We start from the raw sequence: 24,953 nt of genomic DNA, 5'->3' as shown, positions 1-24,953 counted from the left end.
CCATGTCGAAACAAGCAAACACGAACACACCAAAGGCGTCCGCAGCGACGAAGGGCGCGACTCTTGGCGTTTTGGCCGCACTTTTGTCATTCAGTCTCGGGCCTGTCGGGGTTGTTGTTCAGAAATGGCTCGTCGCGTCGTTCAGCCCGTTTCTGATCATCGCGATCCAGGCCTCAGGCGGCGCGGTTCTGCTCTGGCTGGTTCGTTGGCTTGTCTTCCCGAAAGTGGCCGTGCCACTGCGCGCCAAGCTCATGGGCCTTACGCTTGGCGTCCTTCATCCAGGTGCATTCATGATCGTCTACACTGCCGCAAGCGGAAGCTTGGATAGTGTGACAGCTGTGTTGTTGCTTGCGCTCGGTCCGGCACTGATCGCTGTTGGCGGGTGGCTCATCCTGCGGGAAACCTTGCGCCCGGTCGTGCTCGTTGGCATCGGCTTCAGCTTACTCGGGCTGGTCGTATTGGTTTCTAAGCGTGAGGCAACTGGAGAGAATACTCCGCTAGGTTTCGCTCTCGGTGGTTTGGGGCTTTTGCTGACTAGCGGTGCGATGATTACCGGGCGGGCGTTCAACACGGGTGCTATCCTGCCGTGGTTTGTTCTAGCGCCACTTCAGGTGACAGGCGGCGCGGTCGTCGCTTGGATTGGCACTTTGGCGACCGGCGCAACTATCGATCCCGCCGCAATCGCATCAGAATATCCAGCCTTTATTTATTTGATAGTTGGCATGACGGCTGTCAGCTACCTAGCATACAACTTCGCTCTCTCGCGCTTGCCGACACCTGTTCTCGGCCTCTTGGCTGCAGGGGCACCAGGTATCGGTGCCTTGGCGGCTTCTGTGATCTTCGATACCTCTATCGGATCAACTGCGTTTGCTGGCATTGCCATCATCCTCTTTGGCTCCGCCTTGCCACCGTTATGGGGAATTCTGATGAGAAGCCGTTCTACGCGACGCTTGCCCTGAGCTGCGTTTGTCATTTCCGGACATCCGACGGTTGGATGGCAAAACGAACAGCAACGTTGTCTGCCCTGCTTCATCCAAACGCCCTACATCTGAGGTTTGCAGAGAGCCCCTAGGGACAGATGCTGCGCACACTACGAATGTCGGCTATCATCAATAAATGAGCCAAGTATCCGCCACACTATTTCCAGTCGCGAAACCCCTCGTAGAGAACTCAAGTGAGATGGCGACGGCTCGCATTAAGATCATTGTTGCAGGCCGAGGCTCTTTCGACATAGCGGGTCGGAGCAGAACCGCTTTCGTTGTGGGAAGCCGAGCTACGCCGATAGAGGTATCCTATGCAGCAAACGCAAGCTGTACCGAGTTCACTCTTCCAGCTTGGGTCGCTACTGCATTGCTTGGTGTGTCTGGTCGTGAGCTAAGCCATAACGTTCATGATTTGTCTGATCTTCCGGCCACACCGTTTCTTTCTGCTATTCAGCAAGGTTCACTTCATGCACTTGATGTCGCGAATATGGCCTACACGAACTGGAGTGCCGGGCGCGGCACTGCAGATGCCCAAATCGCAGCACGCGTGTGGCACGCCATACAAGTTGCGCCGACACGCAAGTTGTATGCAATCGCAGGCCACCTTGGTTTGAGTGATAGGCGCGTCCGCGCAGCAGTGAAGGAAGAAACTGGCCTGACGCCTGCTCAGTGGAGAAAGCTGATCAGGCTTGAAAAATCCAGCCATGCAATCACGACAAGCACAGAGCCTATGTCAGCCGTAGCCCTCAATGCGGGCTATGCTGATCAAAGCCATATGAACCGCGATTTCATCGAATTGGCTGGCACCAGTCCAGCGATGCTGAGGCGATCCGTTTTGAACGGTTAAGCCTTTAGTTCCGGCCTGTTCAAGATAGATCGGTCTCTATCGGTTACGTTCCTTGGAGAAGCCTGAAGGAACGAAAGTATGAAACCATCCTATCTCGAAATTGGCGCACCGGATGATGCCAAAGCCCGAAGCTTCTTTGCGGAGCTTTTCGAATGGTCGTTCACCCCGATGGAGAACGGCGGCTGGTTCGACTCCGGGGAGATCAAGACCGGCCTGCATGGAAAGGATGACCGACCAGCCATTGTCGTCTACTTTACGGTTCCTGACATCGAATCCACCGTCGCAAGAGTGCGCAGTCTTGGCGGAACCGCGGACGATCCAACACCAGAAGAGCCAGGGTTTGGAAGGTTTTCAACCTGCACTGATCCGCAAGGTATTCGTTTTGGCCTTCGCCAAGAGTGAAAGGCCATGGCTGACATTCGGTTGGCAGAAACAAACGGTAAATTAATCGGCGATCCGTGAGTTCGATCATCCCTGGATTTTGCGCACGCAGCGAATGGCAGGTTCGACGGGCCGCACTGCAGCATTGTTACTGACCGGTGGATGTCTCCTTTGGGCCGGAAATACTGCTTTTCGATACAGGAGTGCGAGTGCTACTGCAGTTCCGCTCTAGGTTTAATCGACTTCGAGCTCGTCAAAGAGCTCGTGAAAGGCTGTGCGCGCTTGGCCGCGTTGTCGAACAGCCCGAACAGCTTCCAAGTTTGACAGATCGTCGCCCACGACAATCAGTCCGACCATGCCGACCTCGTAGTGTGGTGTACAGACGTAGCCGTATACACCGGGCACAGTCAGCTCCATCGTGACGGCCTCGTCGATGCCACCGTTCCATGCCTCTGCGCCCTCTGGGATCATGCCCCGGCGCGAGGCGGTGTTGTGGCCTTCGTCTGTGGGCACGAAGGTCACGACATCACCCACGTTGACGCGCAAGATCGGGGGTTCGAACACATTCGGGCTTTGGTCATCGCCACAGGCCGCGTTGAGCATCATGATCGCGTGCGCACCGGCCTCGGTTGAGGGCGTCACATTGGCAAACGCCATGCCAGAGGCCCCGGCAACGGCGCTGCCGAAGGCGCTGGCGGTCAGGATGAACGTGCGGCGGTTGGGGTCAATAGGCATGGACAAGCAAATCCTCTCTGGGGCCTCGGGTGATTTCGATATCAACACCATAAGTTTCGGAAATCGCGGCAGAGCGCAGAACCTCATCCGGTGGCCCTTCCGCCAGGATGCGCCCGCCACCGAGCAGGATCAGATGATCGGCAAAGCGCGCGGCAAGGTTGAGGTCATGAAGCGCGACAACCCCAATTGTCCCCCGCTCGGCCATGGCGTCCTTGATCCGGCCAAGGACGTCCAACTGGTGACGCAGGTCGAGGGCGGAAGTCGGCTCGTCAAAAAGATACACGTCCGAGTTGCGCACCAGCGCCTGCACGACGGAAACCATCTGCGATTGCCCGCCTGAGAGCTCGGACACATAGGCCTCGGCCAGATGCCCAATGCCACCGGTGTCGAGGGCGCGGGCCACGGCGTCGATATCCTCACCGCTGACGCGCCAACCTTTCAGTTGCTTCTGGGCCATCATCACCACGTCAAACACCGTCAGCGCGGCATTGGCCGTAAAGATTTGTGGCATGAAGCAGACCTGTTGCAGGCGTTTGCGGCTGGACAGCGTTCGCAGGTCCAGATCCCCCAGATGTACCGCCCCGGCGCTAGGCCGCAGGAGGTCCGCAATTACCCGGAACAGCGTGGATTTGCCCGAGGCATTCGGCCCGATAAGCGCGGTCAGCTTGCCCGGCTGAAGCGGCGCAAAGCCCATGTCCCGAAGGATCAAACGTTTGCCATAGGAAAATTGCAGCCCTTCGGCGCGTAACCCGGTCATTGCCAGTGCCTTTTGCGTTGGGTGAGGATCAGTGAGATGAAGAACGGGATACCGATGAGTGAGGTGATCATGCCGATGGGATAGACGATCCCCGGTGTGATCGACTTCGACAGGATCGACGTGCCCGACAAGATCAGCCCGCCGCAGAGCGCGGACAGGGGCAGGAAGCCGCGTTGATCCTCGCCCACCACCATCCGCGCGATGTGCGGCCCCACCAGGCCCACAAAGGCGATGGCGCCCACAAAGGACACGGCCACGGCGGACAGCAGAGAGACGCCAGCCAGCACACCCAGACGCAACGCGCTGACGTTCACGCCGAGAGCTGCGGCCTTGTCCTCGCCCATCCGCAGGGCGGTCAGCGCCCAGGATTTCCACAAGAAATACGGCATGACGATTGCCAGCACGAGGAGGCAGATGCCGACCTTCTCCCATGTCGCGCGGGCAAGCGAGCCCATTTGCCAGAAGATCAGCTGCGCCAATTGCAGCTCAGTCGCGCCGTATTGCAGAAACATCAAGAGCGCGTTGAATGTGAAGAGCATCGCGATGCCCACAAGGATCATCGCCTCGGGCGAGACGCCGCGCAATCGGGTGAAGGCGAAGAGGCCAAGAGACGTAACCATTGCAAGGATGAAGGCGTTCACAGTCACAAACAGGCCGCCGACGCCCGGGATGATTGACCAACCCAAGACGATTGCCAGTGCTGCGCCAAAGCTGGCGGCGGATGAAAGGCCGAGGGTGAAAGGATCAGCCAGAGGGTTGTTGAGTATTGTCTGCATCTCGGCTCCTGCGACACCGAGCATCGCACCAACCGCCACAGCCATAAGCGCAACCGGAAGGCGGAGGTCCCAAATCACGACATCTTCGTTCACCGTGGCGACGGACGGGTTCAGGATGACCTGAAGCACCCGACCGATGCTTGCGTCAAAGGGGCCAGAGACGATGTCAACGAGGATGGTCAGACACAGGATAGCCGCTGCGCCGCTGACGATTATCAGGCGCTTGGCGATGGATTTGCGGTAGCCGCGGGCGATGTCCGCAACGCCGGTCTGAGGCGCGGGGGCGTCGGTCATGGGGAAAGTAGCCTTGTGGGAAGAAAGATTGGCGGCGGCCCGAAGTGGTACTGGGCCGCCGCTATGGTCCGCTCGTCAGTTCGACAAGCTGACCCAGAACTGTCCCTCGTAATCAAAGGGCAGGAACCGATCATGCAGACGGGTCATAGTGTCTTCCACGTCGAGGTCCGGGAACTCCTCGGGGTGGATCCACTGCGCTAGCTGTTGGATCGCTACGAAGTGGTACGGAGAGTTGTAGAACTGGTGATAGATCGAGTGGAACCGACCTTCTTGCGTTGCGCGGAGCGTGTCGAAACCCGGGCGCGCAGCAAGGGCGGCAAGGCGTTCCTGGTTTTCGGCGGGATCGCCTTCATACCCCAGAAGAGTCGCCGTCACCTCTGGACGCGCTTCGGCCCAATTCGCGCCGGTGCCCACGATCACGTCTGGGTCAGCGGCAATGATGCCTTCCATCGTCAGGTCGATCGAATAGTGGTTGCCCAAAAGCGAGCCCATGTTGACGCCACCAGCCAGCTCGATGAAGCGGCCATAGTTGTAAGGGCCGAACGACCAGCAGCAGAAGTCCTGCTGCCATCCAGCGGCGTTATCCATCACAACGAGCGGACGCTCCTCGGCGGGGATGCCGTCCACGACATTGGTGACGCGACGCATCTCGGCGATGTAAAAGTCGATGAATTCGGCTGCGTTGGCCTCTTCACCTAGAATGCGCCCAAGGATTAGAAGCGAAGGCACGGTGTTCTCGGTCGCATTGCGCCGGAAATCAACGAAAACGACAGGCACGCCCGCCTCATCCAGGCGCTCGATTAGGCCAGTCTCTTCGGCGTTGAATAGGCCGCCAAGCTCCAGTAGCACCAGATCCGCTTCGTTCTGCAGTACCGTTTCAATGCTGAAATCGCCCGAATACGGATTGCCGAAGTTCACCAGACGCGCGGTGTCTTCGGGGAAGGCCTCCTCGAACCGGCGGAAGGCGTCGGGGTCGTAAAGGATCAGGTCGTCTTTCCAGCCGACGATATTCTCGAACGGGTTGCCGTCTTCGATGGCGGCGATGGAATACATCATCCGCCCTTCGCCAAGGACGATGCGGGTGGGCCGGTCAGGCAAGGTGACCTCGCGGCCGGCAATATCGGTGAGGGTGAAGGCTTCGGCTTGAGCATCAGGGGCGGACGCGACAACAAGGGTCGCGCTTGCTGCTATAGCACCAAGGAAGCCGCTGATACGTGTCTGGAACGACATGAGCGATCTCCGTTTAGGTGATGTGGGAGCTGGATAATTCTCTGACAACTGATTGTCGAGTCTTTTAGTAAGATATTTGATCCTGGGAACGCCTTGCCGTTGTCGAATGTCCCGTCGATGCCGGAACCGCGGCAGAACGCTACCGGCTGTCACACGCCAGTCGGAGACCGAGAACAACAAGCAAACCGCCGCACAGACGGTCTATGTACTTGGAAAACGCGATATACCTCGACCGCAGCGCAGCCGCGGATAAGCCAATGGCAAGCAACAGGTGCCATGCCAACGACATCAATGCGATTGCGCTGACAAGAAAACCAAGCACCCAAACCGGCATGTCCGGCGTCAGAAACGCGGCAAACACACTTGCATAGTAAGCGGCGGATTTTGGATTTGTCATATTGACTAGGAAACCACGCCAATAACCTGTTCGCCCGTCTTCGGCCTTTTTCTGCAATCTCCGAAACCCCTGAGATCGCAAGAGCGTGAGGCCCAAATAGATCAGATACGCCGCGCCGACTAGCTTCAGGATAAGACCAATAACCGGAAAAACCTCGAAAACAGAGGCAAGCCCCAATGCAGCGGCTGCGGCCCATGTGAATGAGCCCGTCGCAATGCCGCAAGCAGTCCAAATTGCATGCTCGCGCGACTGAGTGACCGCCGCCGAGCTGATGAGCACAAAGTTTGGCCCTGGGCTTACAAGCACCCAAAGATCAACGAACAAAATTGTCAGAATGAGAGCGAGATATTCCATAAAGCCAATTTTTCTCCATCAATCATCTCAGCATCAAGGTGGCAGCCAATCAAATGGCGCGGAATTCCATTTCGCCCACAATCTATGAGTCCACAGCTTCCGTTGCTTTGCGCTTGCAGCGAAGGTCCGCTGTGCGGGTTGCAACCGCAGCATCGGCTTGATGAGGCGAATGTCCGGTATGGGCCGTCCCCAACCGGGCCAACCCGACCTACTGATCAAATGTTGCCTCTGCTCAGATGACGCCAGTGAGTCCAGATCAGACGCGTACTGGACAAGCGGAACGACACCCGTGGTTAAAACAGAATTACTTGTTTCATCGATGGAGCCGCCACTATCGAACGGGCCTATTGGCCGGTGACGTCGGAGGCGGAGCTCGGCAGTCATTTCATTTAGAAGTTCATGGGTTGGCGCGACCGGCAGGTTCCCGGCGGCGACATCAGCTTTCGAACATGATTGGTTCGAGATGTCTAGGCTACTGACCTTCTGCAGCTAGCTGGCGCCTAGCGGTGGCGCCGCTTGCGTGACCGAACGTACAGATCGCAAAGCTCCGAACGTTGGCGACAATATCGAGGCGGTTCACGCATTTCGCGTACTCCATGCCGCTCACATCTCGATCATGCCGCCTTTCCCTAATCGAGGAGAATTGAAATGCATCGACCTGCACAGACGGAATACAACTCCGTGCAGAACGGCTATGGCCGTATCTCACGGTTCAATCACTGGGTGACCGCCGCAGCGTTCCTCATAGCGCTCGGTATCGGCCTCGTGATAGGTTATGGGGGCCTCGGCGAGGAGCAAGTTTTCGCGCTCTACGCCTGGCATATGCTCTTTGGTGCGTTCGTTCTGGCCTACGGCTTTTGGAGAGTGGCATGGCGAATGGCGAATGGCTTCCCCGAACCGACCGCCCCGAGGCCCCGCTGGCAGGAGGCCATCTCGAAAGCCGTCCACGTCGCACTGCTTACCATCATTGTCGCCATGCCCGTCTCGGGCATCTTGATGACGATCTCCGGCGGCTTTGACGTCATTCTTTGGGGCGTGATCTTGATCCCATCCATCGGCGAAGTCGGCTGGCTGAATAGGGCGACGGGGGCGGTCCACGGGATCACGCCCTTCGCTATCCTTGGTTTGCTCATCCTCCATGTCGGGGCCGCGCTAAAGCACCATTTCATTGATCGCGACGGCACGCTCGTCCGCATGACGTCAGGGCGCAAGGGTCATTCTTGACACTTGGCCTCCACCCAACTTGTCAGTAAATTTGAAACCGAAACCAATGCCGTTGACCCGCCATACGTTCATCGCCGCTGCCGCGACTTCCATCACGCCGTTTCTCGGCCCGCGTTTGCGCGCGCAGGAGATTGATCTCGAGACCCTGGGGCAATCCGCCGCCGCCCTAGACCAACTTCATTCGCTGATCGTGATGCGGGACGGTACGGAAGTGTTGGCCATTGCACCGCGCGGTCCCGGTCTCGACCGGATCACCAACGTCAAATCAGTGTCGAAGACGCTCGTGGCACTTATGGCCGGCGTTGCGATCGAGCTTGGCCATCTGCCGGGTCCCGATGCTCCTGTCCTCCCACTCTTGGGGCGAGCGCCCACGGGGGATGCACGAGACGACCTGACCGTTGGCAATCTTTTGTCGATGCAGGCCGGGTTGGCGCCAACGTCGGGGCCGAACTACGGCGCTTGGGTGTCTTCGTCGAACTGGGTCGACTACGTCCTTGATACCCCGGACGGCAGACCGGGCGGTCAGTTTATCTACTCGACCGGGAGTTGGCATGTCCTCGGCGCCATTCTATCGCGCGCGACCGGTCAGGACCTGCACGCTTTGGCAAGAAACTGGCTCGCTGAACCGCTTGGCATCGACATACCACGTTGGGATCAAGATCCGCAGGGCCTCTATCTTGGCGGCAATCAGATGGGACTGACACCGCGCGGTCTTGCACGCATAGGAGAGATGGTTCGCCAAGGCGGTGCTTGGAATGGCAATCAGGTGATCCCGGCGGATTGGATCGCGACGTCTTGGACGCCGCGGACCCGCTCGCCCTGGTCCGGAGATCGCTACGGCTACGGCTGGTTCCTGACGCGTGTCGGTGGCCACGGCGTGGCCTATGGCCGGGGCTATGGCGGACAGCTCCTTGTCGTCGTGCCGGAATTGGGGCTCACAATGGCGGCGACATCCGACCCGGATAGACCAGCGCGATCGAGGGGATACTTCGGAGATCTGATGGCTGTTGTTGATACGGCCGCTCGGATCGCTGCCGGGGCGAGCTAAGCGGAGTCGCGTGGCCAGCCTTCGATGCCGCCTGTCTTCGCGAAGCGCCGGGGTGCGCGTCCCATCACGCGCTTGAATGCCGCACCGAATGCGCTTTCGGAGGTATAGCCGACGTCGGCGGCGATCCTTGCGACGGGCATATGCGTGCTCCGAAGCCGTTCGGCGGCGACCAGCATGCGCCACTCGGTCAGATACTCGATTGGTGTCTGTCCGGTGACTTTGCGGAAGCGAACAGCGAAGGAGGTGCGGGAGGAGACCGTTGTCGCCGCAAGCGCCTCGACGGTCCATGCGCGGGCCGGATCGTCGTGGATTGCGGCGATTGCGGGTGCGATGCGCGGTTCGGCAAGCGCCGCGAGCCAGCCGGTTCCCGCTTGCGCCGCGGCGGAGAGGTGGTCGCGCAGCACCTGCAGAAGCAGGACATGGGAAAGATGGGTCACGGTTAGAGGACTGCCGGGCCGTGGCTTGCGCAACTCTGCGGCCATCAGGTCCAGTATCCAGCGGATCGTCTCCTGCTCAGGGCCGGGCCCGACGACGATGAGGGGCGCAAGGCCGCGCATCAGCGTGCGGGCCGGTGGGCCGTCGAGCAGGAAGCGTGCCCCGGTCATGAAAAAGTCGCCGCCGTTCCCATACACTGCTGTGCCCCCGTGGCGGACAGGTTCGTAGAGGATTTGCGCATCGATCCCGGCCCTTGAGGGTCGCGCTGAGAGCAGAAACGGTCGTCCGCGCGGCAGGATCGCACAATCTCCCGCCTCTAGCCGGACCGGGTCGCATCCTTCGACCGCGATCCAGCATGCGCCCTTCAGTACAGCATTACACTTCAGTCCCTCATGCCCGTCGAACCGGATGGACCAATCGCCGCCCGCATCGAAGCCGGCTGCAACACAGTCATGCGGGTGAAGCAGGGAAACGATGTCGGAAAGTGGGTCCATGGGGCGCCTCCTTCGAACGATAACGAGAGAACCGCGCACGCTTGCGCATATATCGTTCCACTTGTCGCCCATAAATCAAGATTGAACAAGTTGGAGAGCTACCATGATCCTTGTCACCACGCCCACAGGCGATATCGGCGCTCGCGTGTTGGAGCATTTGTTGAACGCCGAGGCGTCCGTTCGGGTTGTCGCGCGCGATGCGAGCAAATTGTCCAAATCCGTCGCGGGCCAGATCGAGGTAATCGAAGGCTCCCATGCGGACGCGGCCGTGATCGGGCGGGCGCTTGACGGTCCCGACCGCGTGTTCTGGCTTCCGCCTGGGAATCCCATCGCGCCGGACGCCCACGATGCATATGTCACGTTCTCTCGTCCTTTCGTCGAGGCGCTGCCCGGGTCGGGCGTCACCCATGTGGTTGGCATTTCGGCCCTCGGACGGGGATGGCCCGGACCGGCGGGTCTAGTCTCGGCCAGCCTTGCGATGGACGATCTGATGGGTGCCACGGGCGTAGCTTACCGGGCACTCTGTTGCGCCTCGCTGATGGACAACCTGATGCGGCAGCTCGATGCGATCCGGGGCGGGGCCTTGTATGTGCCCGCACCCGCGGACCGAGCTATGCCGCTCGTGGCCAAGGCTGATGTGGCCGCCGAGGCGTCCCGCCTTTTGCTCTCCGATTGGAAAGGCGTGGCTGAGGTTCCGATGCCCGGCCCCGAGGATCTGTCCCACAATGAGATGGCCGCAATCCTCTCGGAGGTCCTGGGGCGCCAGATCGCGTTTCATGAGACCCCGGTCCCCACCTTCGCCGAGATGCTGCGGGGCATGGGTGCGTCGGAGGGTATGATCCACGACTACACCGCGATGATGACTGCCAAGGCGACCGGACTGGACGAGATGGTCCCTAGCGCGTCGCGCGACGCCTCGCCCACGACATTCCGCAGTTGGGCCGAGGCCGAACTGCGTCCCGCTCTCGTCTGATCCGAAAATCGAAAGACCGTCTCATGAGCTTCTACCTTTCAACCGACCGCCGCACATTGCTGAGCCTTTCCACTGTCGCGGTCGCAGCGTCCATCGCACCACTCCTGGGTGTCGCGCAGGAGACCGAGGGCGAGGGGTCCGTGCCGACATCTTACCCGCAACCCTCCATTGACGCCCGGCACCCGGCCGAGATCGCCCCCGGCGTCTTCGTGATCCCAGACCGTCGGATCCCACTGGTGCCCAATGTGGGCATCATCGTGGGCTCCGAGCGGGCGTTGGTGGTCGATTGTGGCCTCGGGATCGATAGCGCCGAGGCGGTTCTGGAAACAACACGCCGCCTCGCGCCGGGACGGGAGATCGTGCTGACCCTGACCCATGCTCACCCCGAGCATGGCTTCGGTGCCCAGGTCTTCGCGGCCGCCGGACGCATCTTCTACAACGCGCTGCAGGCCGAGCACCTCGCTCGGGCAGGCCAGCCCCTGCTCGACGGCTTCCGCGCGGGCGTGTTGCCGCCGGAACACCAGTTCCTGCTCGACGGCATCGACATCACGCCTCCGACGCAGACCTATAACGGGACGGAGACCCGCCTCGATCTCGGCGGTCGCCAGGTCGTGCTCCGCTCGGTCGGCCTCGCGCACTCGCCGGGCGATCAGATCGTGCACCTGCTGGACGCAGGCGTGCTCTTCGCGGGCGACCTGATTGAGGAACGTATCTATCCCATCGTGCCCTATTTCCCGCCCCTGATCGGCGCGGACGACATAGACCTGCCCGCGTGGCGTACTGCACTTGGCGCGATCGCTGACCTCGCCCCAACGATCATCGTACCCGGCCACGGCAACCTGGGCGGCACGGAACTGCCGGAAGACGTGAGTAGCTACCTCGGCGCACTGGAGGATATTGCTGCAGGCGGGGGCGATCTGGACGCGATGGTTGCGGAGATCCGCCGCCGCTACCCGACGTGGGAACAGGCAGGCTACATCCAACCCGCCCTGCAATACCTCACCCGCTGACCACATCATCGAAGCCACCAACAGGAGACCTGACATGACCCGCCACATCACACGCCGCACCGCCATCTCCGTGACCGGCGCCGCACTTCTCGCCGCGCCTACCATTGTCCGGCCCGCACTCGCGCAAAGTCTCGCGCCCACGCTCACCATGCGAGGCGGCGCCAACAATTACCGCCCAGGTGCCCCGATCGTGGAGCGGATCGGCGGCGGGGGCTTCTGGACCACAGGTACCGTCCGCCGCGCGGGCGACGGCGCCACCCTTGCCGGACGTCGAATTCAGGTCTGGGCCCACACGACCGAAGGCCATGAACGCGACGCCAGGTCCCACGGCGCGACCCTCTCCGACGCGGACGGCGTTTTCCGCATCGAGATGCCGCAGATCGTGCCCGCTTTCGGCCAACCGCACGGCCATCTCGCCTACGATGCTGAGTACGACGACGGCGGGTTCGAGACCGTGTTCCTCCGTCCGATCATGCCGTCGGCGTCCGATATGAGCCTTCGCGTGAACTTCGTGCTCCGTCCCGCATGACGGGCCGTGCGATCCTCGCATGGGCAGCGATCGCGTTTGTCCTTGGCGTTCCAATCGCCATCGCCGCAAGCAGCCCCGTGCTCGAATGGCGTGAGCCGGTCTATATTGTCGGCGGCTTCGCAGGCATCGTCGGGCTGGGGCTTCTTCTGTTGCAGCCCCTTCTTATCAGCGGCGCGCTGGTCAAGGGGCCGGTTGCCCGGCGGGGTCATGCATGGGTTGGCATCGCACTGGTCGTCGCAGTCATCCTGCACGTTGTCGGTCTGTGGATCACCAGCCCGCCCGATGTGATCGACGTCCTTCTGTTTCGGTCGCCCACGCCGTTCGGCATCTGGGGCGCGGTCGCCACGTGGTCTGCCTTTGGAGCTGCGATTTGTGCCGGGTTTCGCCAGCAGCTCGGTCCAAGGGCGTTTCGCACCGGACATGTTTTTCTTGCGACGCTGACGATTGTCGGTACCGTTCTGCACGCGCTGATGATCGAAGGCGCCATGGGGCAGCTTTCCAAAATTGTCCTCTGCATTTTCGTCCTTGCCGCGACGGTCTGGAGCATTTGGGACCGAAAGAGCTTGCGGGGTATTCTCACCTTGAAGACGCTGAAGCCGAAGACAGATCAGTCCAAATAGTCTGCATCAATTGCACATGCTCAACGCAGAGCAGACCTTGGCGCAGTCGCAGCGAAAGCTCGCCTTATCCTGCGTAACAGCCTGATCTTACTCTTGAACCAACGTCTGCTTTGGGCTGGCTCCGGTCGTCGGAGCTTGGTGCAGCGGATGTCCGTTCCGAGCCCATTCAGTCTAATGCTGCCCAATGCGTGAACGTCCGCTTTCCTGATTTCAGCCAAGCGCTTCGCACGTTAAGGTTGCCGTTGGGACGAAATAAAATCACTCACTTCTGCGAAACACTGCTCTGATGCTTCGAGATGTGGCCAGTGTCCCGCACCGGCGATTTCAATCAGTTTTGAGTGCTCTCCAACCGCACTGAGAGCCCTTCGAAACGCGGCTTTGCGAATGCCCGGTTCGTCCTCACCATACACGATCAATGCAGGTATATGCGTGGGAGCAATTAAACTCTTCGATGACTGTGCAGTCTTCCCAAGCCGGTAATACTCAATCGCAGCTCTTGAGCGCTCCGGCGGTCTTAAGGCGTCGCCCACTCTGTTCAGATGGGGCGTAGGCACGTCCCAATTTGGGCTCCATAGCCGGTAGAGCCGCCCGATCTCTCGGAAATCTCCGCGACGAAACCACCAATCTGACAGGGCACCAAAGCCCAGGTAAATGTTATGAGGGCGTGCCCAACGCTCTCGCCAACCGCTTGGTGCAACGGCAAGTGGCGCAATCGCAAAAGTGACGATTCGGCTTACACGCTCTGGGTACAATGCAGCAATCGCGTAAGCGGTTGACGCACCCCAGTCATGGCCAATGATCAGCGCTTTTTCGCACTGAAGATGATCTATCAGCTCCAATACATCCAGAGCGAGGCGATCTATGGAGTAGGTCCCGGTTTCAGAAATGTCAGACGGTGCGTATCCCCGCATCGCCAAGGCGACAAACGTATAGCCCTCTGAGACCAACCTCGACGCCATTTGATCCCATGTCCGAAACGTATCGGGAAACCCGTGCAAGGCGATGACGAGCGGCCCGTTTCCCTTGCGGGTATAGCGGAGAGTCAGCTCGTCCGAGGATCGAAATTCAAACAAGTCCATGAGGCTCAAGCTATAATGTAAGTGAGTGAAAAAATCGCACCGTAACGACAGAAAGCGGACCTTTCAGTCGACTAATTCAAAGGCCGCTCCGTCTGAGGTTTGTGATCATCCGCACGTTTCTTGGGCGCGTCATGATGCAGCCTGATAAAACGGGCGATGGACACCAACGGCGGCTGTGAGCCCATCCTCACAGATGCCGCATCATGCGGAAATGACAGCTATCTCCTCTCGAAGCTGACCTTCGCCGACATATGCGCTAAGGTCATCCGCTCAGTTCGATGGCGTGTTTATTGACGAGGTCGCGAAGGAAATCAGCGACCACGCGAATCCGGCTAGACTGGGCAAGATCAGACTGGGTTACGAGCCAGATCGATTGATCGATCCCAAGGTCGCGTTCGAGACAAATGAGACCACGGGATTTGGCCAGAACATGCGGCAAAACAGCGAGCCCAAGGCCGCTCGCGCAAGCAGCGATTTGGGTGGCAAGCGAAGTTGTCGTGACCGTAGGTGCACGGCTTTTCAGGACCCTTTCGATCCACTGGGCCGCTGGAAGACTCGCAAAAGAGTCAGACCAGCCGACGAAATCATCATCGTCGAACGCGTTCGCATCCATCGCTTGCTTTCGCGCAGCGATGTAGCTCGGCGCACCGTATAAGCCGTAGCCCAGTGTTCCCAATCGTTGTAGCGTGACGTTGCCGCGTTCGGGTTTCACCATGCGAAGCGCTATGTCAGCATCGCGGCGGTGCAAGTTGACCGTGGCGATGTCCGTTATGATCTCCAGCGTCATTCGCGGATACTTTGCCTGGAGCCGCGGAAGCTCCGGAAGGATTATGCCGGTCGCGAGATTTTCCGCCGTGGCCAATCGCACAACGCCCGAAACACTTGCCTCCTGTCGAAGCCCGGAGGAGAGCGACAGGGCCGCCGCCTCCATCTCTTCAGCCCGTTCCAACAAGGCGGTGCCCTCGTCGGTCAATCTGTAGCCTGACTGTTGTCGGAGGAAGAGCGGTTGACCGAGCGCCGTTTCCAGGCGTTCGATGCGGCGAGAGACCGTGGCAAGTCCGAGGCCCATGCTCTCGGCCGCGCCGCTCAAAGTGCGCGCGCGGGCCACAGCCAAAAAGGCACGTATATCGTCCCAGACGAAGGCACTTCTGCGCGGCTTTCCGATTTTGGAAACCTCATTGCCGTTTTGATCTGTATTTTTCACTAACTGGAAGTGCCAGTTCTCACGTCATCGGACAAGACAATCTGTAACGGAGAATGGCATGGAACTTCGAATGTTGGGTGGCGGCTTCGCGGTTTCGGCCATCGGCCTCGGCTGCATGGGCATGAGCGAGTTTTACGGCCCGCGCGACGACGAGGTGTCGATGCGGGTTCTCCACGAGGCGATCGCTCTAGGGATCGACTTTCTCGACACCGCCGACATGTACGGGCCGCACCACAATGAAGAGCTGATCGGCGCGTTTCTCGCGCAGTCGAAGGTTCGCCCGAAAATCGCTACCAAGTTCGGGATCGTACGCGCGCCTGGCGAATACCGGCGCAGTCTCAATAACAGCCCAGACTATGCGAGACAGGCCTGCGAGGGTTCGCTGAAGCGGCTCGGAGTGGAACGGATTGACCTCTACTGTGTGCATAGGATCGACCAGGAACAGGACATTGAGGAGACGATGGGCGGCCTCTCGCGACTGGTCGATGAAGGTAAGATCGACCGGCTCGGCCTTTGCGAGGTCAGTGCCACGACCCTGCGTCGTGCCCATGCTGTTCATCCAATCACTGCCGTGCAGACGGAATACTCTCTTTGGTCGCGCGGGATTGAAGCTGAGGTTCTGCCCGCCTGCCGTGAGTTGGGTATCGGGTTTGTACCTTATTCGCCGCTTGGGCGCGGTTTTCTCACCGGGCGGTTCCAGGATGGAGCCGGGTTCCAGGATGGAGACTTCCGCGCCTCATTGCCGCGATTTCAGACGGAGGCCGTGGCGTCCAACAAACGCATCGCGGATCTGGTAGGCCGGATCGCCGCGCGCAAGGGCTGCACTTCGGCCCAACTCTCACTGGCGTGGTTGCTGGCGCAGGGCGATGACATCGTTCCGATCCCTGGCACAAAGCGAATTGGCTACCTGCGTGACAACTGCGCTGCTGTTGACGTAACTCTGAGCGGTGCGGACCTTGAGGAGATCGAACAGGGGCTTAAAGATCTCCCGGTATCCGGTGCTCGCTACACCGAAGAGGGCATGAAAGGGGTCGATGCATGAGCCGGTCTCTTGAACCGTTGTCGGAGGCGTTGGCTTTGCTGGACAAGCTGCAGCTGGGCGCACCTGCTAAAGGTGCATGCGAACCTCAACGCATTCTCACGAGACGATGCAGAACTGATCTTGGGTTACGCCGTCACCCCGATCGGACGCAGTATCTATGAGCAACTTGTGCCGCTGACCGATTTGGCAACCGGTTGGGCGGCAAGCCTGCTGGATGAGGAATACTAATTCACGCCGTTGGATGTAAGCTTTCGGCAAAACCAGCTGGGAGGTTCGCACATTGCAATAGCGTCGGCGAAACTGTTCACGCGGTTCGGTAAGGCAGCCCATGTCATATTGAATACAGCCCTACTTTTGCCGCGCCTCCGCAAAATCCGCCGCTCGTTCATGTTGCAGCGTCCAGCAGTTCGGGCTCTCGTCTGCAATCTGATGCTTTTGTCGTTTATGCGAAGGAGCGCCGCCTGCCATGCGCGTTTTCCGATGACCGGTTCGATGAGCGGCAAGTTCGTTTTCAGCGCTGTTACGCCAGTTGGAAGGCCAAGCAACACTCATTAGGCTCAAGCCAGACTGAACCTCGATCAGATCACGGCCAATGTCCCTACGACGATCGCTCTGCTTGATCTATTGTTCAAGCTGCTCAAGGTCAGCGTCGCTGGGATTGCACTCTTGCGTGGTTCCCGGGATGTAGAAGTTTCCATCCGGCGAAGGCGCAGTGCCGCCGTCGCATCCTGGCAATCCTGCGTTGCCGTTAGTTCCTCCGTGCCCCCCATCACCACCGGCACCACCCGAGCCTCCACTACCGCCATCACCGCCATCACAATTGGCGCCGTCAGCACAGCTTCCTCCATCGCCTCCGTCGCCGCCATCACCGGCAAATACCATCCCTCCAGAAGACCCAATGGTCGCAACGATTAGTAGAATTACCGAGTATCTCATATCATCGCTCTCTTGATTGTTGATCAACCGAAACTCAAGTCGAAATCCAAGGGTAGCAGGTCCAACAGGACGTCGCCGACCCAAAGTGGTTGTTCTAAGCAAACCGGCATGTGTTCGCTCTGTTCGAAGACAGGTGGTTGCTTGCAACTTTGCAAAGTCGGCAATGTGCGCGGGGCTGGGCTTTGTACTGCGCGGTGATTGCTTTGAGTTTCTACCGGGGGCGATCTCACGAAGCTCTTTATGAGCAATCTAGACACACGCTTGAAACTCTTGGATTGCTGCGAAGGTCTTCTATCGAGAGGGAGTGTTATTCTTGTGAGGTATCTTCATTATCTTACCGTACAGTAATATGATTCGAATGAAGGAGCCCGGCATGCCCAACGTGACCCGTCAAATTCATATAAAGGCCTCACCCAGCGTGGTCTGGAAGAACCTAGCGTCCTAGGATGCTCTGCGCAGTTGGCTCAGCGAGGATCTGGAAATCGATCTGCAAGTCGGCGGAGCGTACCGGATGACCGGTGGCGACGACAAAAGCGAGATCACTGGTGTTGTGTTGGAATTGGTACCGGAAGGTCGGATTGTGCTCTCATGGATGGAGACCAGTAGCACGTGGACGCATCCTGCGCATCTCATTATCGAGCTTCGGCCGACCGCGATTGGAACACATGTTGTGCTGACCCATGGCGGCTTCCCCGGTATCGGAACCGAGACTTGGCGGGACACTGAGGCGGCTTATGAGGTGGGCGTAGATCGGCATAAGTTGCTTGAGCGTTTGGCTAGCGTGACGGATCAGGCACATGCCGCTTGATACGGACGAGCTTTTCCGTGTGTTGGCAGACCCAACACGTAGACGAATTCTGGATCTTCTGTCTGAGAAGGAGTCGTTAGCTGTCAACGACATCGGGAAAGCCTTTCCAGAGCTTGTGACCTCTGGAATATCGAAACACCTGATGGTCTTGCGCGCAGCAGACCTCGTGACAGCAACCCGAGACGGTCGCCATCAGTATTACAGCGTCAATGCGAAAGCTCTCGAAGAAAGTCTGGCACCTTGGCTCAGCAAGTATGAGCGCTATTGGACATCTGCCCTTGAACGGCTTCGCGATGCGTCGGAGCGCCCTGCCTAAAATAGCAAAACCGAATGCGGCTCCGCGTGAGGCGATGGCAAATTGTTCTCCGACCGATCTGTGGCGCTCTCAACCCACGTCTACTACCGGGCTTTAGCTGAATCGAAAAACAAATATCGAGTAGACTGCATCCTGAATCTCGATAGGTCCTCGTCTAATTCTTCCGGGAGAAACTCGGTCTTGGCTGTTTGAGACCAAAAGCAACAGGAGGCTGGTCCTCAAACAAAGTGCCAAGAGACACTGGTCGTATCGGATATCTCGGATACCTGATTGTCTTGCACTCAGCCAACATCATCACCAAATCCCGTGTCGGCGGTTAGAAGCACGACAGCAAAATTGTAGATATCCTCAAACCAACTCTGGCGCCTCGGCTGAAGACATATGAGCGTTACTGGAGCTCTGCTCTGGAAAGCCCTCGCGTTGTTTCGGTGTGTGAGACCGACGCTTAACAAATCTGACTTTGGCGTTCGGCCGGAAGCGTCGGCAGCCTATCAAGCTACTGGGGCAGCAAGGGGCGTAGCGGAATGGCTTCTCGTTCGATGTTTGTGTTCTCGGCAATCCGAACATTATCTGTCAGACTAATCATCAAAAGACCCACCATCTGATCCCGCCCTGGCAGATACGGTACGATCAATGACGCTTCGCAGGTTTTGTAGCAAGTGTTGAGCGAGTAAAATCACTAGGTAGTTTGGAGTTTGATACTGTCGGTGAGATACGTCTCTGGGGTCTAATTCTTGATCCAGTAGAGTCCGAAAACCTAATCAGAGATTTTGAGCTTGGATGTATCTTAACCGGAGCAACGGGTTCAAATAGTGGGTACCACGTAGTAGCCCAGTCTGCTGTTTGCGAGTTCCAATCACTCGATCAGCTACTCCAGCATGGTTCATTCATAGGGTTTTTGCTAGAAAACGAGGTTGCCGAGGAGTATTGCGCTGAAACGCGTGGTGCTGCACTTGGAAACTGCAGCTTAGATATCTAGTCGACGCTTTGCCTTAATCGCGCCAAACGGCAAACACACAAACAGAAAGAAACGGGAATGGATTCCATATCGAAACGACTCGTATCATGGGGCTGGATCAGGCAGTTTCGTGCGAAAGGCAATGGCATTTGGGCCACGACAGGCGTGATTTGATCAGTTTCGAAGGCTCAAATCTGCCTAAACGAAGTGGTTGGAATAATACTACCCGAATATGCACCTAAGAAGTCATCTCAATTTGGCAGTTGGAAAGGGTTGGATTTTCCAGTCTAGGATTTGTAGGCGCGTCTGTAACGTCAAGGCAATACGTGAAATCACGCATTCGCTCTGCAACTTGACGAAAAAACTCAGGGCGATCAGCAGGATTTTCCGGAAAGTATAGCCTACCCATGAGCCAAATCAAGTTATCTGGCGGATAGGTTGCGCGAACCACACACAAACCGAGAGATTGCATATCATCCATTTGGCTGCAACTAACTCTGAAGCCTGCCGAAGGATCAAGCGGGAGATATACGATCCTGCGAAGTGACCCGTTTGATGAACCAAAGACATGATATCCATCCAAAACCAAATGCTCTGGAAGATCGTCAAGCTCCAGCGGTATCACGTTAGGTCCTGGGTCAATAATCCTTTCAGAAACCGGTATTGATGGATGCACCGTGTCGACATGGATCACCGTTTCTCGAAGAACGGTGTCACGTTCGATGATTGTATTCAACCACTGAATGCGTTGTGGCGCAAAAAACGGTTGATCGCTCTCCATGGTACTTGGTGACTCGCCCAGCCAAAATGTACGCGAAGACAGCTCTACCGTTTGAGCCAGAGCTGAATTGGTGAGTAGTAAGACAGCTGAACAAACGAAGAATTCTAAAATTCTCATTTAATACTCCCTTGATGTTCTCCATTAGATTTCGTCAGATAAGATAGAGGTGCAACATCATACTCGTATACGTCACGCTTGTATACGTAACTCTGTCGCGCGGGGATATGGCATGTTACTGACTCAATCACAATTTGATGAAATTACCAGAATATACGATGGAAATTCTCTAACAAAGTTTGCTGATATGTACGCTCAAATTTACGCTTGGGCGCAAATGCCGGAAGTACCCGAGAACACCGCAGAGCCTAGTCTGGAAGCCTGGTTTGGTGCTGCAGCCCAAACAAATCTAGGCCAGGGAGGCGCATCCGACTTAATCCGTACCTACACAGCGGCCCAGCTTGAGCTTCGGCAGGGCGGCCCGATTCAAGATATTGATATTATCCTGCAGGACGCGTCAAACGCAATCGCTCGGGCGGTCTATCAGGACATCTCCGACAATCCTCGAATGATAGACGGAGAGAGATTCTACGATGTTCCCGACCTAGTTCGCATTGGTCGGCAAGATGCGGCCGCCACACTTGATGAGCTCTCACGTTTTTCTAGCAATCCGGCGATCTGGTCCGGAAACTTGCTTTTTCTTGGCCTTGGTGAAGATGATTTTTGGTACGAAACTATCCTTGAGCAGCCGGGCGAGACCTACGACTTAGCCGTATCGATGGCCGCTGCGGTCCAAGCGGGTTTTGATACTATCGTTTCAGGCAATCTCTTGGGTTTATCAGACTTGTTCTTCTCTCAAGGCTCGGCAGCAGCAGTAGACGCTACTACCACTACTGTTGCTGCATTAGGTGCGGCAGAGGATTTCTTCGAAGATGCCTATGGTTCTCATGGTGGCAACGGGATGGTCCGCTTGATCTCAGGCGGGTTGTACGTAGGGTCGGACGGCGGGGATGTTCTCGAAACAGAGAGCTTGCTTAGAGGCAGCTTTATTGTTCATGGTGGGTCTGGAAGCGACTTCATTAAGGGCTCGCTAGGCCGCGATCTCTTAGATGGCGGAAGTGGAAGAGATACAGTTTCATTCTTTGAAACAGCGCCGGTTGCCGCGATAATTCATTCTCATAGCAGCACTTCACAATTCAGTGCATTGGTTCAGTTCAATCCAGACGCGACTAACTTCGGAAATGTCTTCAATTCGGAGAATCAGTCGGCCCTATTCAACACGGAGGTGCTAGAGCTCACTCTTGGTGACGATAGATTGGTTGTGATGTCGTCAGATGCCGATGCCACTGGTCTAGCTACTGTTGATGGTCTTGGCGAAGGTGATGAGTTCGATAACGACATCATCGACCTACGGTATTCTGATCAAGGTGCAAACGTCGATTTAGACACAGGGGTTCTGTCTGTTGGCGTCGTGTCTCTCGAAGCTTTTGACTTTGAAAGCGTTATCGGCAGCGCTTTTAATGACACGATTTCAGGCGAAGAGGGCGAAAACATCATTGATGGCGGTTCCGGCGAAGATTTCATATTCGGCGGAGGCGGCAAAGATGAGCTAAGGGGTGGTGCCGAAAAGGACATCATATCGGACGATGGAGACGTCGATGGCGATCTCCTCGACGGCGGATCAGGCGATGATGAGTTAAGAATAGAAGGTATTGGCTCAGCAGAGTTGAGAGGCGGCTCCGGCGAAGATATTCTATATGGCAATGGCAGGAGCGATCTTTACGGTGGCTCGGGAGCAGACGAGTTCCATATCACGGCGGGTGGCGGCAGGAATATTAAAGATGCAGAGGGCCACGACAAGCTGTTTATCAATGGTGTGGAAATCACCGAGATCAGCAACGATGTGATCTTTGGCATTGAGTTCGGCGGGGCCTCTGGCAATCGCGATTATGTTGCAGTGCAAAAAGGCGGTCAAATCATCTCCTGGCAAGAAGGCGAGCCAGTCGAAGCGTCAATTGGTATTGTGTTTAAAGTGACAGGGATTGCTGATGACTTTGACGGAACAACATCCTCTATTCTGTATGATATATATATTTTCGAGGATGTATCACTTACCCCAACACAATCACACGGTACCGGCATTGATCCTGGACGGCTCTTTAAGCTTTCCGAAGCATCCTCCGTCATTCAGGATTTCAGGCAAGGTGATTTCGGGTTGTTCTTGGATGGTAATATTGAACTGAGCTTCCCTAGAGTGCTGCACAATTCGACACAGGTCCGCGGCCTCTTGAACTATGAAGGTCTTGATCTGACGACCGGCGAAGACTTGGAATTTGGCGCGCCTCGCTTGATGTCGGAGGCCGAGCTCTCACAAGAGCGGGCGCGTGAGGCGATCTCAGAGAACCCGCTCCTTGGGTTTCAATCCGCGTCGGTTCAAAACGGAACGGGCGAGGCGCTTCGGGGCGACGATAGCGACGGAACTTTCACGCTCACCGGGACGATCCAGGGTATCGCGCTTGCGGGCGGTGGCAACGATACAGTGAATGGGAATGACGCAGCTCTTATTCTGTCCGGCGGAACAGGGTCAGACATTCTTAACGGTGGAACATCGGCAGACTTGATCTTCGGTGATCTCGCGCCCGGTGAGACGTCTAATGACACGATGGCCGCGAGTGACGATACAATCACCAGTAGCGCCGGAGACGACACGATTTTTGCTGGAGAGGGCAGTGATAGCGTCGATGCAGGAAGTGGCAATGACGTGGTGTTTGGAGGTTCTGGCGCTGACGCGCTCTTAGGCGGTGGCGGCAACGACACTCTTCATGGTGATGAAGGGGACGACACCCTTGAAGGTGGGGAAGGAAACGACACACTGCTTGGCCACATCGGCGATGACAATTTGAGCGGCGGCACAGGAGATGACTCCCTTGTTGGTGGTGATGGAGAGGATTTTGTCGATGGAGGCGAGGGGAGTGACACACTACTTGGTGGAGACGGCGCTGATAAGCTGAGCGGCGGTGCTGACGATGATGTCATTTATGGGGGCGCTGACAATGACAACATTGACGGCGGTTCTGGCAATGACACGCTCGAAGGAGCCAGGGGGGAGGATACAATTTCGGGCGGCGCTGGGGATGATCTTCTGGAAGGTGGTCGCGGCGGTGACACATATTTTTATGCGCGCGGTGACGGGAACGACACGATCCGCGAGTTCAATTTCAGTGGAGACTCATCAAGCGTAGATCGTCTTGTCTTCACAGACATGAACCTCAAAGACATCACTGCGATCTTGAATATCAATGATGATCTTGTCTTCCAGCTCAAATCTGGACCCGCTGTGACGATTATCGACCAGTTCCGTTTCAGTACCTTGGAGCGGGTTGAAGAATTTGAGTTTGCCGATGGCTCGATCCTGACCTCGCAACAACTGAATGCGACAAGTGTTTTGCTGGGCACCGAAGGTGACGACAGCCTTGAAGGTGAGAATGCGTCAGAGGAGTTGCTAGGGTTGGGCGGCAATGATGTCTTGCTTGGCGGTGGTGGCCTCGACACCCTTTTCGGCGGAGAGGGGAATGATAGTATCGCCGGTGGCTCGGGCGAGGATGAGCATTTTGGAGAGGGCGGCGACGATCACATCGTTGGTCAAGGCGGTAATGACTTTGTTTCTGGGGGCGATGGCAATGACCGACTCGAAGGAAGCGAGGGCGATGACAAACTATATGGCGATGCCGGTAACGATACGATTAGCGGAGAGGCGGGCAACGATGCCCATTTCGGCGGCGCTGGTAACGACTTGATCTATGGCAGTGGGGGCGATGATACGTTCGATGGCGGTGAAGGCTACGATACGCTCGACTTCACCTATAGTTCGAACAACGTTGCTATAAGTCTAGCTGAAGAGACGGCAACATTCGAAAGTGGTTTCATAGAATCTGTGACAGGGTTTGAAGCTGTCCTGGCGGGCTCTGGCGATAATCTTATTAACGGAAATGCCTTACATAACCTACTGCATGGTGGATCGGGCAATGACACCCTTTATGGCGGAGACGGGAACGATACGTTAGATGGAGGCAGCGGAAATGACTACCATTATGGTGGCGGTGGAAATGATTTAATTATTGGGAATAGCGGCCTAGACGATTACGATGGTGGAACAGGTTTTGATACGCTTGATTTCTCATATTCGGGCACAGATTCGACCATTGATTTGAGCTTGGAAACCGTGGTGTTCTCTCACGGGACCGTAAACCAAGCGATAGCCTTTGAGGCTGCAATTGCAGGTTCTGGCCAGAACACGTTGGTTGGAACGGGCGCTGATAATCTACTAGACGGCGGCGCTGGAAATGACACTCTGATTGGCGGCAAGGGAAGCGATGAGCTCATCGGCGGCGCTGGCCAGGATACCTTTGTGTTCGCAGATGACACGGCCTCCTCTGATACGGTCATAGACTACTCAGAGGCGGATGACATACTCGATATCACAGCTTGGGGTGCGACTGGATATGGGGATTTGACTGTTACGTCAGTTGAGCAAGGCACAACCGGGATCTTCGATGTGCAAGTTGTCTTTGGCGGAAACGCTCTTCAACTCGCCAAAATCTCAGCTGCGGATCTGGCCCAGATTGGAAGTGATGACTTTATCTTTACGTAGTCGAGATGGATACCAGGCGGCTTCGGTCGCCTGGTATCTGGCTTGCTCCGTTATAGTGTTTCACTCAGTATGAGTAAGCCGCTGGATTGCGTCG

At 57.2% G+C, this 24,953-nt stretch carries 24 protein-coding genes; 14 read left to right on the top strand and 10 right to left on the bottom strand.

Translation table 11 applies throughout. The annotated features are described in order from the left end of the window. Positions 1 to 2: 2 nt before the first annotated feature. The 3 genes from V8J82_RS22630 (at position 3) to V8J82_RS22620 (ending at position 2,232) form a co-directional block, all read left to right on the top strand. A complete protein-coding gene (locus tag V8J82_RS22630) occupies positions 3 to 959 on the top strand; it encodes a DMT family transporter (protein ID WP_339979128.1) in 957 nt (318 codons plus the stop codon). Between the two features lie 400 nt (positions 960 to 1,359). Continuing rightward, positions 1,360 to 1,830: a helix-turn-helix domain-containing protein gene (locus tag V8J82_RS22625; protein WP_339979127.1), complete on the top strand. Its 471-nt coding sequence runs from the start codon at positions 1,360 to 1,362 to the stop codon at positions 1,828 to 1,830. Positions 1,831 to 1,908: 78 nt separating this feature from the next. Beyond that, a complete protein-coding gene (locus V8J82_RS22620; protein WP_339979125.1) occupies positions 1,909 to 2,232 on the top strand; it encodes a VOC family protein in 324 nt (107 codons plus the stop codon). 213 nt (positions 2,233 to 2,445) lie between these two features. Here the strand turns inward: V8J82_RS22620 and V8J82_RS22615 are convergent, their stop codons facing one another. The 5 genes from V8J82_RS22615 to V8J82_RS22595 all read right to left on the bottom strand — a co-directional run bounded on the left by V8J82_RS22615 (position 2,446) and on the right by V8J82_RS22595 (position 6,754). After that, positions 2,446 to 2,946: a pseudoazurin gene (locus V8J82_RS22615; RefSeq protein WP_339979123.1), complete on the bottom strand. Its 501-nt coding sequence runs from the start codon at positions 2,944 to 2,946 to the stop codon at positions 2,446 to 2,448. Then, positions 2,936 to 3,703, bottom strand: coding sequence for an ABC transporter ATP-binding protein (locus V8J82_RS22610; RefSeq protein ID WP_339979121.1), 768 nt, complete (start codon positions 3,701 to 3,703; stop codon positions 2,936 to 2,938). Before V8J82_RS22610 ends, V8J82_RS22615 begins: the two co-directional genes overlap by 11 nt. Beyond that, complete coding sequence (locus V8J82_RS22605) at positions 3,700 to 4,773, bottom strand: FecCD family ABC transporter permease (RefSeq protein ID WP_339979119.1); 1,074 nt, start codon at positions 4,771 to 4,773, stop codon at positions 3,700 to 3,702. Before V8J82_RS22605 ends, V8J82_RS22610 begins: the two co-directional genes overlap by 4 nt. Positions 4,774 to 4,848: 75 nt before the next feature. Next, entirely contained in the window at positions 4,849 to 6,003 is a 1,155-nt protein-coding gene (locus tag V8J82_RS22600) for an ABC transporter substrate-binding protein (RefSeq protein ID WP_339979117.1), read from the bottom strand. 139 nt (positions 6,004 to 6,142) lie between these two features. Further along, entirely contained in the window at positions 6,143 to 6,754 is a 612-nt protein-coding gene (locus V8J82_RS22595) for a LysE family translocator (protein WP_339979115.1), read from the bottom strand. 648 nt (positions 6,755 to 7,402) lie between these two features. Between V8J82_RS22595 and V8J82_RS22590 the strand changes: the two genes are divergently transcribed. Both V8J82_RS22590 and V8J82_RS22585 read left to right on the top strand, forming a co-directional pair. Continuing rightward, a complete protein-coding gene (locus V8J82_RS22590) occupies positions 7,403 to 7,978 on the top strand; it encodes a cytochrome b (RefSeq protein WP_339979113.1) in 576 nt (191 codons plus the stop codon). Positions 7,979 to 8,009: 31 nt separating this feature from the next. Next, a complete protein-coding gene (locus V8J82_RS22585) occupies positions 8,010 to 9,026 on the top strand; it encodes a serine hydrolase domain-containing protein (protein ID WP_339979111.1) in 1,017 nt (338 codons plus the stop codon). Here V8J82_RS22585 and V8J82_RS22580 read toward each other — a convergent pair. Then, positions 9,023 to 9,955, bottom strand: a complete 933-nt coding sequence (locus V8J82_RS22580) for an AraC family transcriptional regulator (protein ID WP_339979108.1) — start codon at positions 9,953 to 9,955, stop codon at positions 9,023 to 9,025. The genes V8J82_RS22585 and V8J82_RS22580 overlap by 4 nt on opposite strands. Before the next feature lie 103 nt (positions 9,956 to 10,058). Here V8J82_RS22580 and V8J82_RS22575 point away from each other — a divergent pair, with 103 nt between their 5' ends. Genes V8J82_RS22575 through V8J82_RS22560 form a run of 4 tightly spaced genes read left to right on the top strand, consistent with a single transcriptional unit; the run spans position 10,059 to position 13,087 of the window. Then, positions 10,059 to 10,928, top strand: a complete 870-nt coding sequence (locus tag V8J82_RS22575) for an NmrA family NAD(P)-binding protein (RefSeq protein WP_339979106.1) — start codon at positions 10,059 to 10,061, stop codon at positions 10,926 to 10,928. A gap of 23 nt (positions 10,929 to 10,951) precedes the next feature. After that, positions 10,952 to 11,938, top strand: coding sequence for an MBL fold metallo-hydrolase (locus V8J82_RS22570; RefSeq protein ID WP_339979104.1), 987 nt, complete (start codon positions 10,952 to 10,954; stop codon positions 11,936 to 11,938). Positions 11,939 to 11,972: 34 nt separating this feature from the next. Beyond that, positions 11,973 to 12,467, top strand: a complete 495-nt coding sequence (locus V8J82_RS22565; protein WP_339979101.1) for a twin-arginine translocation pathway signal — start codon at positions 11,973 to 11,975, stop codon at positions 12,465 to 12,467. Next, positions 12,464 to 13,087 (top strand): ferric reductase-like transmembrane domain-containing protein, encoded by a 624-nt coding sequence (locus tag V8J82_RS22560; protein WP_339979099.1) that lies wholly within the window; start codon positions 12,464 to 12,466, stop codon positions 13,085 to 13,087. The genes V8J82_RS22565 and V8J82_RS22560 overlap by 4 nt, the downstream gene beginning before the upstream one ends. A 230-nt stretch (positions 13,088 to 13,317) precedes the next feature. On the opposite strand, the gene V8J82_RS22555 is transcribed toward V8J82_RS22560, so the two are convergent. Further along, a complete protein-coding gene (locus V8J82_RS22555) occupies positions 13,318 to 14,166 on the bottom strand; it encodes an alpha/beta fold hydrolase (protein WP_339979096.1) in 849 nt (282 codons plus the stop codon). Between the two features lie 262 nt (positions 14,167 to 14,428). Then, on the bottom strand, positions 14,429 to 15,370 hold the full coding sequence (locus tag V8J82_RS22550; RefSeq protein ID WP_339979094.1) for a LysR family transcriptional regulator: 942 nt from the start codon (positions 15,368 to 15,370) through the stop codon (positions 14,429 to 14,431). 58 nt (positions 15,371 to 15,428) lie between these two features. Here V8J82_RS22550 and V8J82_RS22545 point away from each other — a divergent pair, with 58 nt between their 5' ends. Continuing rightward, a complete protein-coding gene (locus V8J82_RS22545; protein ID WP_339979092.1) occupies positions 15,429 to 16,412 on the top strand; it encodes an aldo/keto reductase in 984 nt (327 codons plus the stop codon). 72 nt (positions 16,413 to 16,484) lie between these two features. Continuing rightward, positions 16,485 to 16,640 carry a hypothetical protein gene (locus V8J82_RS22540; protein WP_339979089.1) on the top strand — a complete coding sequence of 52 codons (156 nt, stop codon included), beginning with the start codon at positions 16,485 to 16,487 and terminating at the stop codon, positions 16,638 to 16,640. Between the two features lie 350 nt (positions 16,641 to 16,990). Here the strand turns inward: V8J82_RS22540 and V8J82_RS22535 are convergent, their stop codons facing one another. After that, positions 16,991 to 17,278, bottom strand: coding sequence for a hypothetical protein (locus tag V8J82_RS22535; protein WP_339979087.1), 288 nt, complete (start codon positions 17,276 to 17,278; stop codon positions 16,991 to 16,993). A gap of 521 nt (positions 17,279 to 17,799) precedes the next feature. Between V8J82_RS22535 and V8J82_RS22530 the strand changes: the two genes are divergently transcribed. Continuing rightward, on the top strand, positions 17,800 to 18,156 hold the full coding sequence (locus tag V8J82_RS22530) for an SRPBCC domain-containing protein (RefSeq protein WP_339979230.1): 357 nt from the start codon (positions 17,800 to 17,802) through the stop codon (positions 18,154 to 18,156). Continuing rightward, a complete protein-coding gene (locus V8J82_RS22525; protein ID WP_339979084.1) occupies positions 18,146 to 18,472 on the top strand; it encodes an ArsR/SmtB family transcription factor in 327 nt (108 codons plus the stop codon). The genes V8J82_RS22530 and V8J82_RS22525 overlap by 11 nt, the downstream gene beginning before the upstream one ends. Positions 18,473 to 19,668: 1,196 nt before the next feature. Here the strand turns inward: V8J82_RS22525 and V8J82_RS22520 are convergent. After that, entirely contained in the window at positions 19,669 to 20,328 is a 660-nt protein-coding gene (locus tag V8J82_RS22520; RefSeq protein ID WP_339979081.1) for a hypothetical protein, read from the bottom strand. Positions 20,329 to 20,440: 112 nt separating this feature from the next. Between V8J82_RS22520 and V8J82_RS22515 the strand changes: the two genes are divergently transcribed. Next, positions 20,441 to 24,859 carry a calcium-binding protein gene (locus V8J82_RS22515; RefSeq protein WP_339979079.1) on the top strand — a complete coding sequence of 1,473 codons (4,419 nt, stop codon included), beginning with the start codon at positions 20,441 to 20,443 and terminating at the stop codon, positions 24,857 to 24,859. Positions 24,860 to 24,953: the final 94 nt, after the last annotated feature.

The sequence above is a fragment of the Gymnodinialimonas mytili genome, from assembly GCF_037544085.1.
Classification (GTDB): domain Bacteria; phylum Pseudomonadota; class Alphaproteobacteria; order Rhodobacterales; family Rhodobacteraceae; genus Gymnodinialimonas; species Gymnodinialimonas mytili.
This window is presented reverse-complemented; position numbering and strand designations above follow the sequence as displayed.

Bases quoted from the DNA above. Each gene is read 5' to 3' on its own strand.
- V8J82_RS22545 (WP_339979092.1), top strand. From the start codon at position 15,429: ATGGAACTTCGAATGTTGGGTGGCGGCTTCGCGGTTTCGGCCATCGGC.
- V8J82_RS22565 (WP_339979101.1), top strand. From the start codon at position 11,973: ATGACCCGCCACATCACACGCCGCACCGCCATCTCCGTGACCGGCGCC.
- V8J82_RS22570 (WP_339979104.1), top strand. From the start codon at position 10,952: ATGAGCTTCTACCTTTCAACCGACCGCCGCACATTGCTGAGCCTTTCC.
- V8J82_RS22520 (WP_339979081.1), bottom strand. From the start codon at position 20,328: ATGAGAATTTTAGAATTCTTCGTTTGTTCAGCTGTCTTACTACTCACC.
- V8J82_RS22515 (WP_339979079.1), top strand. From the start codon at position 20,441: ATGTTACTGACTCAATCACAATTTGATGAAATTACCAGAATATACGAT.
- V8J82_RS22580 (WP_339979108.1), bottom strand. From the start codon at position 9,955: ATGGACCCACTTTCCGACATCGTTTCCCTGCTTCACCCGCATGACTGT.
- V8J82_RS22535 (WP_339979087.1), bottom strand. From the start codon at position 17,278: ATGGCGGCGACGGAGGCGATGGAGGAAGCTGTGCTGACGGCGCCAATT.
- V8J82_RS22615 (WP_339979123.1), bottom strand. From the start codon at position 2,946: ATGCCTATTGACCCCAACCGCCGCACGTTCATCCTGACCGCCAGCGCC.
- V8J82_RS22605 (WP_339979119.1), bottom strand. From the start codon at position 4,773: ATGACCGACGCCCCCGCGCCTCAGACCGGCGTTGCGGACATCGCCCGC.
- V8J82_RS22600 (WP_339979117.1), bottom strand. From the start codon at position 6,003: ATGTCGTTCCAGACACGTATCAGCGGCTTCCTTGGTGCTATAGCAGCA.
- V8J82_RS22575 (WP_339979106.1), top strand. From the start codon at position 10,059: ATGATCCTTGTCACCACGCCCACAGGCGATATCGGCGCTCGCGTGTTG.
- V8J82_RS22595 (WP_339979115.1), bottom strand. From the start codon at position 6,754: ATGGAATATCTCGCTCTCATTCTGACAATTTTGTTCGTTGATCTTTGG.
- V8J82_RS22525 (WP_339979084.1), top strand. From the start codon at position 18,146: ATGCCGCTTGATACGGACGAGCTTTTCCGTGTGTTGGCAGACCCAACA.
- V8J82_RS22620 (WP_339979125.1), top strand. From the start codon at position 1,909: ATGAAACCATCCTATCTCGAAATTGGCGCACCGGATGATGCCAAAGCC.
- V8J82_RS22560 (WP_339979099.1), top strand. From the start codon at position 12,464: ATGACGGGCCGTGCGATCCTCGCATGGGCAGCGATCGCGTTTGTCCTT.
- V8J82_RS22630 (WP_339979128.1), top strand. From the start codon at position 3: ATGTCGAAACAAGCAAACACGAACACACCAAAGGCGTCCGCAGCGACG.
- V8J82_RS22610 (WP_339979121.1), bottom strand. From the start codon at position 3,703: ATGACCGGGTTACGCGCCGAAGGGCTGCAATTTTCCTATGGCAAACGT.
- V8J82_RS22590 (WP_339979113.1), top strand. From the start codon at position 7,403: ATGCATCGACCTGCACAGACGGAATACAACTCCGTGCAGAACGGCTAT.
- V8J82_RS22555 (WP_339979096.1), bottom strand. From the start codon at position 14,166: ATGGACTTGTTTGAATTTCGATCCTCGGACGAGCTGACTCTCCGCTAT.